Below are 13,328 nucleotides of genomic sequence, written 5' to 3'. Positions count from 1 at the left end.
TGCCCGGTCCGCGAGGGCGCCGGTGAGGTCTGGGGGATCGATGAGCACTGCGCCACCCGACGGTCGGGCGGCCCGAGCCGTCGCACTGGTGAGCCGGGTGTGCGTCCGGCGGCGGTTCACCGTGATCGGCGCGTGGGTGCTGCTGGTGCTGGCGCTGGTGACGGCGTCGAGGGTGATCGGCACGCCGACGGACAACGACGTGAGCCTGCCCGGCACCGACGCCCAGCTCGTGCGGGACCTGATCGCGTCACCGGAGGCCCCGCTCACGTCCGGCACGGTGATCCTGGTGGCCGAGGACGGGCGGCTGGACGACGAGGCCCGCTCCGGTGTGCTGGCGGACGCGGCGGCCTCGCTGCGCCGAGCCGAGCACGTGACCACCGTGAGACCTCCCTCGACGCGGGACGGGTCGCTGTCCGAGGACGGGCGGACCGGCTGGTTCGCGGTGGGCCTGGACGTCCGCCGGGCGGAGCTCACCGAGGACGTGGCGCACGCCGTCGTCGACGCCGCCCGACCCGCCGCCGACGCCGGCCTGCGGGTGCTGCCCGGCGGGGCGCTCGCCCAGGCCGTCGACGGCTCGAGCAGCACCGGCGGCGAGTACTTCGGCCTGGTCCTGGCCGCCGTCATCCTCTTCCTGGCCCTCGGCGGCCTGGTCGGCGCGGTGCTGCCGCTGCTGACCTCGGCGCTCTCGGTGCTCGCGACGCTGCAGGTGGTGGGACTCGCCGGGAACCTGACCTCGATGCCGGCGGTGGCGACGACCCTGGCGCTCATGGTCGGCCTCGGCGTCGGCATCGACTACTCGCTGTTCCTGCTCAACCGCTTCCGCTCGCTGGCGCGGTCGGGCCTGACGGTGCCGGAGGCCGTCGAACGCGCCGCCGCCGACTCGGGCACGGCGGTGGTCGTCGCCGGTGTGACGGTCGCCCTCGCGCTCGCCGGGCTGGTGCTGACCGACGTGCCGCTGCTGCGGACGCTCGCCTGGACGTGCGGGATCGCGGTCCTGTTCGCCGTGCTCGCCGCGCTCACCCTGCTCCCCGCGCTGACGTCGCTCGCCGGCCGTCGGCTCGCGCGCGGCGGGGCGTTGCACCGCCGGTGGGGCCGCCGGGCCGGCTCCGGTGGCTACTGGGCACGTCAGGCGGACCGGGTGACCCGCAGTCCCTGGCCTGCCGGCGGGTCCGCGCTGGTGCTGCTGGCCCTGCTCGCCGCACCGGCGACCGACCTGCGACTCGGCCAGCTCGACGCCGGGTCCTCGCCCACGTCCACCGCCGTCCGCCAGGCGGACGACGCCGTCTCGGCGGCCTTCGGGCCGGGCGCGGGCACGCCGCTCACCGTGCTGGGCCGGCTGTCGACGCCGGCCGTCGACGCCCGGGACCCCCGGCTGTCCCAGCTCGTGGCGGTGGTGCGGGCCCAGCCCGGGGTGGCCTCCGTCGGGCCGGCGACGCCCACCGCGGACGGGCGGGTCGTCACGGTCCAGCTGGTCCCGTCGACCTCGGGCGGCGACCCGGCGACGGCGGACCTCGTCCACCGCCTGCGGGCCCAGACCGTGCCGGGCATGACCGTGCACGTCGGCGGTGGCGCCGCCGCCCGGGCGGATCTCGCCGACCGGGTCACCGACAAGCTGCCGCTCGTCATCGGGGTCGTGCTGCTGCTGTCGGTCGCGGTGCTGCTGCTCGCCTTCCGCGCGCCGCTGCTCGCCCTCAAGGCCGCCGTGGTGGACCTGATCTCCATCGGGGCGGCCTACGGCGTCCTGACGGCGGTGTTCACCTGGGGGTGGGGTGTCACGTGGATCGGGCTCTCCGGTCCGGTGCCCATCCCCAGCTTCGTGCCGCTCATGCTCTTCGCCCTGCTGTTCGGCCTGTCGATGGACTACGAGGTGTTCCTGCTCAGCGACATCCGCCGGCGCCGGCGGCTGACCGGGGACAACCTGAGCTCGGTCCGCGAGGGGCTGATCGGCACCGGCGGCGTGATCACGGCGGCGGCGGCGATCATGGTCGGGGTCTTCCTCGCGTTCGTGCCCAACGACGACCCGACGATCAAGATGTTCGGCCTCGGCATGGCGGTCGCGATCGTGGTGGACGCGACCGTCGTCCGCTGCCTGCTCGTCCCGGCCACGATGGCGATGCTCGGCGACCTCACCTGGTGGACGCCGGGCCGCGAGCGGGTGCGCGCCGTCGAGCCTGCCCGGTGAAATTCTTCAGCCGGGTGTATCCAGCGCCGCCCACGCCGCTCTTCCCTGGTGTCGGGAGGTTCCGGTGGGGAGCCGGGGCCACTCGTGCAGGGGGGATAGCGCGCCACCCGCCCTTCGGGGCGGGTGGGTCGCGCGTACGGCGCCGGCAGGAGGCTGGTCGGCGGCAGCGCCGCTTCGGGTCACGGGTGCCCTGGCCCTGATCGGCTCACCGCCCGGTTCCGGCGACCGGCGCGGACAGGCCTTGCAGGTCCAGCAGGAGGTCGCGGACGTCGGTGGCGGCGATGCGGCCGGTGCGCTCGACCGCGGCCGGTGCGGCGGGGTCGGAGCACAGCAGCACCGGGCCGTCCTCGGGGCGGTCGGGCAGCCTGCCGTGGGTGCCGCGCACGCAGGACGGGTCCAGTGGCACGACGTTCATCGTGTAGCGCAGGCCGAGCTTCTTGCGCGCCAGGTTCAGCCCGGCCTTGGCCTTGACGAGCGGGTCGTGGGGGTTGAAGAACAGCTCGGCCGGGTCGTAGCCCGGTTTGCGGTGGATCTCCACCCCGCGCGCGAAGTCGGGGGCGCGGTCGTCGTCGGTCCAGTAGTAGTAGGTGAACCAGGCGTCGGGTTCGGCCACGACGACCAGTTCGCCCGAGCGTTCGTGGTCGAGGTGGACGCCTGCCTGCGCTTCCCGGTCGAGCACCACGTCCACGCCGGGCAGTTCCTCCAGGACCGCCCGCGCGCGGGGGAGGTCGGCCGGGTCGGCGACGTAGACGTGGGCGATCTGGTGGTCGGCGACGGCGAACGCGCGGGAGGTCCACGGGTCGAGCAGTTCCATGCCGGCCTGGGTGTGGACCTCCAGCAGCCCGGCCCGGCGCAGCGCCCGGTTGACGTCGACGGGGCGGTGCGCCTCCGTGATGCCGTACTCCGAGAGCGCCACGACCGTGGCGCCGGCCGCGTCGGCGTCGGTGAGCAGCGGTGCGAGTGCGGCGTCGACGTCGGCCGCCGCGCGGGCGGCCTGCGGGCTGTCGGGTCCGAACCGCTGGAGGTCGTAGTCCAGGTGGGGGACGTAGACCAGCAGCAGGTCGGGGCGTTGCGCGGCGAGCACGCGGCGGGCCGCGCCGACGATCCACTCGCTGGACTTCAGGGTCGCGGTCGGTCCCCAGTACTGGAACAGCGGGAACTCCCCCAGTTCGCCGACCAGCTCGTCGTGCAGCGCGGGTGGGCGGACGTAGGCGTCGGGCGACTTGCGGCCGTCGGCGTGGTAGATCGGGCGCGGGGTGATGGTGATGTCGGTCGAGGCGCCCATGGCGTACCACCAGCAGACGTTCGCGGCGGTGTAGCCGGGGTGGGCGCGGCGGGCGGTCTCCCAGAGCTTCTCGCCCTGCACGAGCCGGTTGTGCTGCCGCCACAGGTGCACTTCGCCGAGGTCGCGGAAGTACCAGCCGTTGCCGACGATGCCGTGCTCGGCCGGGGTGAGCCCGGTCAGCAGCGTGGACTGGGCGCTGCACGTCACCGCGGGCAGCACCGTGCCCAGCTCGGCCTGCCAGCCCCGGCGGCCGAGGCGGGTCAGGTTGGGCATGTGCGGCAGCAGACGCGGGGTCAGGCCCACGACGTCGATGACCACCAGTGGCTTCATGCCGTGCCTCCGAGGTTCTCCGATGCCCAGCGCAGTTCGGCGGCGATGCCGGCGGCCAGGTCGTCGCCCGCGCCGGGCAGCACGGTCCAGGTGTAGGTCTCGACCTCGACGTGCGGCATGGCGTCCGTGGTGGAGCGGACCGCCTCGACCGCGGTCAGCAGCACGTCGGTGGTGGAGGTGAGCGGGGTGGCGGGTCGGGCGTGCAGGGGAACGTGGAAGTGGACCCGCCACGGGTGTTCGGCGGGCAGGTCGGTCAACGCCTCGGGCAGGTCGTCGGCCGCGAGCACACCGGCGGGAGTGTTCTCCCGGACCTGGTGCAGGTAGCGCGGCTCGACGAACTCCGCGATGGCCCGCCTGCCTTCCTCCGTGCCCGGTTCGGCGACCTCGAGGGCCGCCGACGCCTGCACCTTGACCACCGAGAGCCCGCTGTGCCGGATCGCCTTGACCGTCTCGGCCGGGTCGGCGAAGGACACGGCGAGGTGGCAGGTGTCCAGGCAGATCCCGATGTGGTCGTGGTCGACGCGGTCGGCCAGCCACGCGACGGCGTCGGCCGCGGTGTCGAGCACGCAGCCCGGCTCCGGCTCGACGGCCAGCCTGATCGGCCTGCCGTGCCGTGCCGCCTCCTCGCGCAGGGAACGGGCGACGGTGTCCAGCGCCGCCTGCGCCCGCGCGTCGTCGTCCGCGCTCCACGGCTCCCGCCAGGCCAGCGGCAACGTCGAGATGCTGCCGTAGGACGCGGAGTCGGGCAGCAGGTCCGCGAGCACGGTGGCGCACGCGAGGGTGTAGGAGGTGCGTCGCGGGTCGGTCCACGTCGGGTGGTAGACGGAGTGCTTGACGACCTCGTGGTGGAACCCGCCGTACGGGAAGGCGTTGAGCGTGCTCACCTCCAGTCCCCTGGCCCGCAGGTCCGCCGCCAGGCGCCGCCTGGCCGTCACGTCCTCCGCGAGGCCGCGCGCGACCGGTTCGGCCAGCCACAGCCCGAGGCCGAGGGTGTCGACGCCGAGCGCCTCCCGCACCGGGACGGCGTAGCGGTCCAGCTGGGCGACGACACCGGCCAGGTCCTCGGCCGGGTGGACGTTGGTGCAGTACGCCGGGATCACGAGCCACCCCGCAGGATCGAGTTGCCCGCGAACGTCGGCGACGCGTCCGGCTCGTCCAGCGCCAGCCTGCCGCTCTGGCCGTAGAACTCGACCGGGTTGCGCCACAGCACCTTGTCCACGTCGGACTCCTCGAAGCCGGCCGCCAGCATCGCCAGACCGGTCTTGTGCGTCTTGAGCGGGTCGGACCGGCCCCAGTCGGCGGCGGAGTTCACCAGGACCCGGTCCGTGCCGTACTCGGTCAGCAGCGCCACCATCCTGGTCTCGTCCATCTTCGTGTCCGGGTAGATCGAGAAGCCCATCCAGCACCCCGAGTCGGCCACCGCGCGCACCGTCATCTCGTTCAGGTGATCCACGACCACCCGTTCGGGAGGCAGCCCCGATTCCCGGACCAGGTCGAGCGTGCGCGCCGTGCCGGCCGCCTTGTCCCGGTGCGGCGTGTGCACCAGCGCGGGCAGGTCGTGCCGCACGGCGAGTTCCAGCTGCCGGGCGAACACCTCGTCCTCCTCCGGCGTCATCGAGTCGTAGCCGATCTCGCCGACCGCGACCACGCCGTCCTTCGCGAGGTAGCGCGGCAGCACGTCGAGCACCTCGACGCAGCGCGGGTCGTTGGCCTCCTTGGGGTTGAGCGCGATGGTGCAGTGGTGTGCGATGCCGAACTGCGCCGCCCGGAACCTCTCCCAGCCGATCAGGGCGTCGAAGTAGTCGGTGAAGGAGCCGACGCTCGTGCGGGGCTGGCCCAACCAGAACGCGGGCTCGACCACCGCCCGCACACCGGCGGCGTGCATCGCCTCGTAGTCGTCCGTCGTCCGGGAGGTCATGTGGACGTGCGGGTCGAAGATGCGCATCAGGTCTGGCTCCTCAGCAGGTCGAGCGCGTCGTCGGGCACGGCGCGGCCGGCGGCGCGGCGTTCGTCGGCGAACGCGCCGACCATGCGCCGCAGCTCCGCGTCCGCGCGCCGGTCCAGCCCGGCCACGGCGACGAGGGGGATGCCCAGGAACAGGCACTTGAGCACCCCGTGCCGCCAGGTGTGGGCGTCGAGGTGGTCGGCCGCGAACGGCCCGAGCGCCGCCGCGACCAGTCGGGTGTCGTTGGTGCGCAACGCGTCCTTGACGATGTCGACACCGGCCGTGGCCGCTTGGTCGCCGATGTCGGTGAGCGCGCGCAGGACGCCACGGCGTTCCGCGTCGTCACCGAAGCGGTAGAGCGAGGCCAGCTCCGCCGCCAACTCCTCCGGGCCGGTCACCGAGGCGAGCACGGCCAGCAGCCTGGTGCGGGCCGCGTCGTCCACGGTCCCGTGCACGACGCCGAGCGGGTCGGCCTCGCCGCGCAGCGCCTGCTTGCCCACCGCTCGACCGACCGCCGGGAACAACGACCGGATCGCCGTGGGATCGGCCCGCACCGAACGCTCGGCCTCCGCCAACCACGGGTGCACCGCCTCCGGGCCGGGCAACACCTCCCGGCTGGGCGGGGCCACCGGCTCGGATGGCGCCTCCCGTCTGGGTGATGCCTCGCGCAGGGCGCTCATCGCCCTGCGCGCCACGTCCGGCGCGGCGTGGCTGTGGCGGGGTAGTTCGACCCCCGCCAGGCCGGTGTAGCCGATGTCGTCCAGTGCGGCGAGGGTGGCGGGTAGGTCCAGGTCGCCCTCGCCGAACTCCAGGTGCTCGTGCACGCCGGGCAGCATGTCGTCCAGCTGCACGTTGAGCAGGAGGTCCCCGGCCCGGCGGATGCAGGCGGCGGCGTCCTCGGGTTCGACCGCGACGCAGTGCCCCACGTCCAGGGTGATCCCGAGCAGCTCGGGCGAGCCGAGGTCGGCGTGCAGCCGCAGGGCCTGGTCGAGCCGTTCGACCAGCATCCCGGGTTCGGGTTCCAGCGCGAGGGGCACGCCGCGCCGGACCGCGCCGGCCAGCACCGCCGTGACGCCGGACCGCATCCGCCGCCACGCCTCGTCGTCGTCCACGCCGGCGGGCACGATGCCGGACCAGAACGACACGCAGTCGGCACCGAGGTCGGCCGCGATGTCCACGGCGCGCAGCAGGAAGTCCACCCGGACCTCCTGCGCGTCGCTGACCAGCGTCGGGTGGTGCTTGTGCCACGGGTCGAGCAGGAACCGCGCGCCGGTCTCCACCACGACGCCGAGCCCGAGCCGGTCCAGCCGCGCGGCCACCTTCTCGACCTGCTGCGGCAGGTCCCGGGCGAACGGGTCGAGGTGGTGGTGGTCGAGCGTGAGCGCCACCCCGGTGTAGCCGAGGTCGGCGATCACGGCGAGCGCGTCGTCCAGCCGGTGGTTGGCGAACCCGTTGGTGCCGTAACCCAGGTGGAACGTCATGTCGGCCCTACCTTCCGACTGAGCTTGCGCGCCAGCGGCAGCACCAGCGCGAGACCGGCCGCGACGGCGGGCGACCCGCCTCGCGCCACGAGGGCGCACTGCAACGGCACCATGCCGTGGATGCCGGACTTCGTGGCCGAGCGGACCGTGCCCGCGCCCGGGTCGCGCACCGCCGCCAGCTGCGCACGGCCCACCGTGGCGGCGTACGCGGCCGCGCCGGCGACCGCGCCCAGTCGGTGCCGCCAGGTCCGCCCCGGTCGGGCGATCGTGGCCAACGTCGTCACCACCGTGCCGCCGAGCACCGCCCTCGCCGCGCCGGAGGACGCGCCCCGCACCTCCCCACGCGACAACACCGTCACACCGAGCGTGTGACCGGCCAGGACCGCGGCGGCGGGCAGCGCGCTCACCGCCCGTTCGCGGCCCGCGCCGAGGACCACGTCCAGCCCTCGGCACGCGGCCATCGCCAACGGTCCGGCCGCCGTGTCCTTCAGCAAGGTGTCGTAGGCCCACACCGCCGCCGCCACCGGCACCGCGACCGACACCGCGTCCCGGCCACCGGCCAACGCGGCGAGGCCGAGCCCGGTCGCGCTGAGGGCGACCGCGACGGACAACGCGGCACGGGGGCTGACCCGGCCGGACGGGATCGGACGCTCGGGGCGCTCCACCGCGTCCAGCTCGCGGTCGGCCCAGTCGTTGAGCGCCATCCCGGACCAGTACAACGCCACCGACGACAGCGGCAGCAACAAGCGCCTGCCCCGCAACGGCACACCGGCCGCCGCCGCACCGGCCAGGGTGTCACCCAGCACGGTCAACGCGGCCGGTGCGCGGACCAGTTCCGCGTAAGCCCTCACGCCAGCTCCCCCGCCCACCGGTACAGCTCCCGGGTCTGCTCGGCGAACCGGTGCTCGTCGCTGCCCAGCGGGTCCTTGAAGAAGAACCCGAGCGCGCCCAGCGCACCGACCCGGCCGTTCGCGTGGGCCGCCGCGACCAGCCGGGTCAGGTCCAGCACGAGCGGCGCGGCCAGCGCGGAGTCCAACCCGGTCCAGGTCAGTTGCAGCGACATGCGTGCGCCGAGGAAACCCTCGAACGACACGTGGTCCCACGCCGTCTTCTGCTCGCCCAGGTCGGGCACGTTGTCGATGTGCAGCGGCGCGGTGACGCCCTCGCCCAGCAACGCCGCCAACCCGCGCGCTTTCGACTCCAGCTTGCTGTTCGCGTGCGCGGGGTCCTCCAGGGTCGCCCCGTCGCCGCCGCCGAGCAGGTTCGTGCCCGCCCACGACCGCACCCGCAACGCCCGCGCGGTGAACATCGGCGCCAGCACCGTGCGCAACAACGTCTCCCCCGTCTTCCCGTCCCGCCCCGCGTACGGCAACCGCTCCCGGCGGGCCAGCTCGTCCAGCGCGGGCAGCGCGATACCGGTGGACGGGGTGAAGTCCACGAACGGGCACCCCGCGCGCAACGCCGCGTAGGCGGCCACCGAACTGGGCGGCAGCACCGCACGTCCCGGATCGGCCAACGCCGCCTCCAACGCGGCCAGGTCGTCGTGCTCGGGCGCGGCGGGCACGGGCGGTTCGGTCGAGGACACGTTGACCACCACCACCCGCGCCACACCGTGCCGCTCCCGGAAGTCGGCGATGTCCGCGGCCAACCGGTCAGCCGCCTCCGCCTGACCGCCCCGGTGCGTCACCGGGTGGTAGCCCGGCCGGATCTCGGCGTCGGCCGCGTGCAGACCGTCGGTGATCGCGCCGAGCAGGCGGTGCGGCAGCACGCCACCGTCCACCAACTGCTCCGCGCGCTTGACCAGCGGCGTGTCCACCACGTCGTGCCCGCCGACGACCAGGTCGTGCCAGCCCGGCAGCGGGACGCCGGCGAACTCGGGCCGTTCGGTGACGCAGCCCGTCGGCGGCGCCAGGCCCGCGCGCAGCGCCAGCAGACCCCCGATCGCCGTCGTCGCGACCGATCCGCGGGCCCCGATCAGCCACAGCCCGGTGGGTTCGTCCGTCATTGGCCACCCTCCTCCACCAACTCGCTCACGATTCAAGGATGACGCCGATCAACTGGTGCCTGTCACCTCCCGGAGGAATTTCAGTCCGTCGACGGCGAGTGCGTCCTGAGTGGGTGCGAGGGGTCGCCAGATGGACGCGGCGGTGGCGATGCTGGCGTTCTCACCGGTGAAGGACTCGATGCACAGCGGCCCGGTGTAGTCGGCCTGGGCGAGCGCGGCGACGACGTCGGGCCAGTCGAGGTGGTCGGCACCGGGTGTGCCGCGGTCGTTGCCGCAGACCTGGACGTGCGCGATCCGGCCGGCGGCCGACCGGATCGCGTCACCGACGTGCCGCTCCTCGATGTTCTGGTGGTAGACGTCGACCGCGACGCCGCAGCCGTCGACCGGTAGGCCGTCCAACGCCTCCAGGGTCTGCCCGATGGTGTTGAGCAGGCTGGTTTCGTAGCGGTTGAGCGGTTCGACCGCGACCCGCACGCCCGCGGCGCGGGCGTGCTCGACCACCGGTGCCAGGTTGTCGCGCAGTTCGGCCACCGCGTCGCGCCGCTCCTGTTCCGACATGCGCCACGTGCGGCCCACCGACGCGTAGGCGGGGCCGGCGATGACCGGCGAACCGACCTCCGCGGCGATGTCGACGACGTGTCGGAGGTAGTCCTGGGTGGTGGTGACGGTCGCGGGGTCGGCCGCGACCAGTTCCCGGCCCGGTGGCATCACCAGGCACACGGTGGCGGTGAGCCCGTGGTCGGCCAGGACCCGTGCGGCGTGCGCCGGGTCCCAGTCGCCGACCTGCTCCACCGGGAGTTCGAGCACGTCGAACCCCCAACCGGCCACCCGGGTGGCGAGTTCGGCGAGCGTCACGTCGCGCAGAGGCGATGTCCAGACCCACGTGCTCACACCGATCGCGTGCACTGTTGCTCCGTTCGGGCGTGTGGTGGGACTACTTCCAGGGGGCGGGGTAGCCGGCCATCGACTCGCACCCGCACATGGCGTAGTGCAGCGGCGGCATGTCCTGCCGGAGGAAGTCCTGGAGGGTGTCCTGGGTGACCTTCGGCTGCGGCAGCACCCATTCCTTGGGCACCTGCTGACCGGTGAGGACCTTCAGCGCCGCGATGACCGGAGTGCGCCACTGGTAGGTCGGGTAGGTCGGGGCGACGGCGGTCATCTTCTGGTCGGCCCACATCCGCAGGAAGTCCTGCTGGTCCTCGCCGACGAACGCCGGGATCGGGACGCCCGCGTCCTGGAAGGCCTCGACGGCGGCGACGGCGGTCGCGCCGGCGTCCATCCACACCCCGTCGATCTCGCCCTCGCGCTGGATGTAGTCGTTGACGATGGTCTTGGTCTTGGCCGCGTCACCGTCGGTGAACTCGACCCCCACGATCTTCAGCTCGCTGCCCGCGAAGATCTCGTTGGCCGCCGCCCACCGCTGCTCCAGCACGTCCACCCCGGGCAGGATGCGCAGGGCGAGGACCTTGCCGCCCGCCTTGACCTTCTCCTTGAGGAACTCCGCGCCGTCCGCGCCGAACGCGAACCCGCCGATCGGGTGGACGAAGGTGACCGGGCAGGAGGTGTTGACGCCGCGGTCGAACACGACCACCGGCACGTTCGTCCTGCACGCCGCCTCGATGGCGGGGGTCAGGGTGGCGGTGGTGTTCGGTGACACGATCAGCGCGCTGCACCCCTGCGAGGCGAAGGACTGGATGTCGCTGATCTGCTTGTCGTCCTTGCCCTCCGCGTCGAGCACGGTGAACTTGGTGATCTCGGGGTGCAGCTTCACCTCCTCCTTCATGGTGGTGAAGCCGACCTGCCGCCACGGGTTGTTGACCGCCGCGTTGGAGAAGCACAGGTGGTAGTCACCGCCCGGCTTGGCGAACGTCGTGGTGTCGACCAACTCCGGGTCGAGCATCTGCTCCCACGGCTTGTCGGCCGGACCTTCGGCGGTGGCCGACCGGAACGCCAACTGGCGTTCGTACTCCGCCTGGTCGAAGAACTCCGACTTCGCGCCGGCGTCCTCGGACGCGCCCGTCGTGCCGGGCGTGCCGGTGTCGGCGGGCAGATCGCTACTGCAACCGGCCAGCGCCAGCAGGCCCGCGACGGCCACGACGGACCACTTCCTGTTCATCGAATCTCCTTGAGCGGCGGTGACTGACGGGCAGCGGACTCGGGCGTGCCGGTGCGACGCCGGAACCCGAGCTTCTGGTTCACGCCGAGGGCGGCGTAGGCGACGGCGGCGATGATGATCACGCCCTGCACGGCGGACTCCAGCGCACCGGACACGCCGAGCAGGTTGAGCAGCGAGAAGAGGGCTTCGAGGGTGAGCGCGCCGGCGGCAGCGGCCACGACCGAGCCCTTGCCGCCGCCGAGCAGGACGCCGCCCAGGACGACGGCGGTGATGGCGCGGAACTCCAGCCCCTCCCCGACCTGGGCCGACACGCCGGCGAACCCGCCGAGCAGGATCGCGGCCAGCGCCGCGAGCAGACCCGACAACACGAACGCCAGCACCTTGAGCCGATCCACCCGACCACCCGCCAGGCGCACGGCGTTCTCGTTGTCGCCCACCGCGACCAGCGTCCGGCCGGTGCCGCCGCGCATGAACAACACCGCCGCCACCAACACGGCCAGCAGGATCAGCACCGACCACGGCAGGTGCCCCAGCACCGGCAGGTCCACCCCACCGCGGCCGAACACGCGGAACGACGGTGACAACGCACCACGCGGCGCGCCGCCGGTCCACAGGAACACCGCACCGTCGAGGATGAGCAGCATCCCCAACGTCACGATGAACGAGGGCACCAGCAGTTTGGTCGTGATCAGGCCGTTGACCAGGCCGACCAGCAGACCGAACCCGAGCAGCAGGGCGATCACCCACGGGGTGTTCGCGTCGTCCCCTTCGATCAGCCGCGCGGCGATGACGACCTCGGCGGTGACCAGTGAGCCGACCGACAGGTCGAACCCGCCGGAGACGATGACGAAGTACTGACCGATGGCGAGGAGCACCAGCGGCGCGGCGCGCTTGAGCAGCGCCAGGTAGCCGGTCGGTTCGGAGTAGGCGGGGCCGGTGAAGGCCAATGCCACCAGCAGCACGGCCAGCACCGCCAGCACCGGCGCGGTGCCCTCCGCCAAACGGGGACGCCACGTGGTCGGCGCGGTCACACGGACCTCCCGGAAGTCAGCTTGCGGCGCGCGTAGAGGGCCACCGCCACGATGAGGACGACCCCGCGCACCACGTCCTTGAAGAACGGGTCCACCGCGAGGTCGTCGAAGACGGTGTCCAGGGTCGCCAGGATCAGGACCCCGCCGATCGTGCCCACGACACCGCCACGACCGCCCGCCAACGCCGCGCCACCCAGCACGACCGCCGCGATGGACTCCAGGTCATACCCCGCGTCCGTGCCCACGTACGGCGCACCGGACCCCAGCCGGCTGGCCAGGAACACCCCGGCCAGACCCGCCGCGACCGCGCACAGCACGTGCGCGGTGACGATCGTGCGACCGGTGCGCACACCGGACAGGCGTGCCACGTCGATGTCGCCGCCGACCGCGTAGGTGTGGTAGCCGGCACGGGTCCGCCGCAGGTACCACCACGCCGACGCGGCGACGGCCAGCATGAGCAGCACACCGATCGGAACCGGGCCGATGCGGTCGAACCCGAGGTGCTGGAACGCGCGCGGCACGCTGCCCGCCGGCCCCGTGTAGTTCTGCTCCAGGTAGCCGCGCAGGATCAACGCCACGCCGAGGGTCGCGATGAACGCGTTCACCTTCAGCACCGTGACGATCAGCCCGTTGACCAGACCGACCACGGCGGCGACACCGAGCGCCAGCAGCACGCCGGGCACCACCATCCCGCCACTGCCCGCCATCGTCTCCGCCGCCACCAACGAGCACAGCCCCACCAGGTAGGCCACGGACAGGTCCAGCGAACCGGTGATGATGACGATGGTCTGCCCGACCGCGACCAACCCCAGCACGGTGCTGCGGGTCAGGATGTTGAGGATGCCGCCCTGGTCGAGCAGCACACCGCCCTGCACACCGACCAGGACACTGCCGACCACGAGCAGCACGACCAGCGCCAGGTAGACGGTGACGGTCGGCGTGGGGGCGAACCG

Annotated in this window: 11 protein-coding genes; 1 reads left to right on the top strand and 10 read right to left on the bottom strand. The window is 73.1% G+C overall.

What is annotated here, in order from left to right; translation table 11 throughout:
* Positions 1-40: 40 nt before the first annotated feature.
* Positions 41-2,182 carry an MMPL family transporter gene (locus ACQPYE_RS16470; RefSeq protein WP_498722169.1) on the top strand — a complete coding sequence of 714 codons (2,142 nt, stop codon included), beginning with the start codon at positions 41-43 and terminating at the stop codon, positions 2,180-2,182.
* Between the two features lie 205 nt (positions 2,183-2,387).
* Here ACQPYE_RS16470 and ACQPYE_RS16465 read toward each other — a convergent pair whose 3' ends face one another.
* From ACQPYE_RS16465 to ACQPYE_RS16420, 10 genes are read right to left on the bottom strand one after another with little or no spacing between them, the layout of a single operon-like run.
* The gene (locus ACQPYE_RS16465) at positions 2,388-3,797 is read right to left on the bottom strand and encodes an alkaline phosphatase family protein (RefSeq protein ID WP_498722168.1); all 1,410 of its coding nucleotides are present in this window, start codon (positions 3,795-3,797) and stop codon (positions 2,388-2,390) included.
* Positions 3,794-4,894: a metabolite traffic protein EboE gene (gene eboE, locus ACQPYE_RS16460; protein ID WP_498722928.1), complete on the bottom strand. Its 1,101-nt coding sequence runs from the start codon at positions 4,892-4,894 to the stop codon at positions 3,794-3,796. The genes ACQPYE_RS16465 and eboE overlap by 4 nt, the downstream gene beginning before the upstream one ends.
* A complete protein-coding gene (locus ACQPYE_RS16455) occupies positions 4,894-5,742 on the bottom strand; it encodes a TatD family hydrolase (protein WP_498722167.1) in 849 nt (282 codons plus the stop codon). The genes eboE and ACQPYE_RS16455 overlap by 1 nt, the downstream gene beginning before the upstream one ends.
* Entirely contained in the window at positions 5,742-7,223 is a 1,482-nt protein-coding gene (locus tag ACQPYE_RS16450) for an EboA domain-containing protein (protein WP_498722166.1), read from the bottom strand. Before ACQPYE_RS16450 ends, ACQPYE_RS16455 begins: the two co-directional genes overlap by 1 nt.
* Complete coding sequence (locus ACQPYE_RS16445) at positions 7,220-8,074, bottom strand: SCO3242 family prenyltransferase (RefSeq protein WP_498722165.1); 855 nt, start codon at positions 8,072-8,074, stop codon at positions 7,220-7,222. Before ACQPYE_RS16445 ends, ACQPYE_RS16450 begins: the two co-directional genes overlap by 4 nt.
* Positions 8,071-9,228, bottom strand: coding sequence for an inositol-3-phosphate synthase (locus ACQPYE_RS16440; RefSeq protein ID WP_498722164.1), 1,158 nt, complete (start codon positions 9,226-9,228; stop codon positions 8,071-8,073). Before ACQPYE_RS16440 ends, ACQPYE_RS16445 begins: the two co-directional genes overlap by 4 nt.
* Positions 9,229-9,276: 48 nt before the next feature.
* Positions 9,277-10,134 carry a sugar phosphate isomerase/epimerase family protein gene (locus ACQPYE_RS16435; RefSeq protein WP_498722163.1) on the bottom strand — a complete coding sequence of 286 codons (858 nt, stop codon included), beginning with the start codon at positions 10,132-10,134 and terminating at the stop codon, positions 9,277-9,279.
* Between the two features lie 28 nt (positions 10,135-10,162).
* Positions 10,163-11,344: a substrate-binding domain-containing protein gene (locus tag ACQPYE_RS16430; RefSeq protein WP_498722162.1), complete on the bottom strand. Its 1,182-nt coding sequence runs from the start codon at positions 11,342-11,344 to the stop codon at positions 10,163-10,165.
* Entirely contained in the window at positions 11,341-12,375 is a 1,035-nt protein-coding gene (locus ACQPYE_RS16425) for an ABC transporter permease (RefSeq protein ID WP_498722161.1), read from the bottom strand. Before ACQPYE_RS16425 ends, ACQPYE_RS16430 begins: the two co-directional genes overlap by 4 nt.
* Entirely contained in the window at positions 12,372-13,259 is an 888-nt protein-coding gene (locus ACQPYE_RS16420) for an ABC transporter permease (RefSeq protein WP_498722927.1), read from the bottom strand. The genes ACQPYE_RS16425 and ACQPYE_RS16420 overlap by 4 nt, the downstream gene beginning before the upstream one ends.
* Positions 13,260-13,328 lie beyond the last annotated feature (69 nt).

The organism is Actinosynnema sp. CA-299493, assembly GCF_050946825.1.
In the GTDB taxonomy this organism is placed as follows: domain Bacteria; phylum Actinomycetota; class Actinomycetes; order Mycobacteriales; family Pseudonocardiaceae; genus Actinosynnema.
This window is presented reverse-complemented; position numbering and strand designations above follow the sequence as displayed.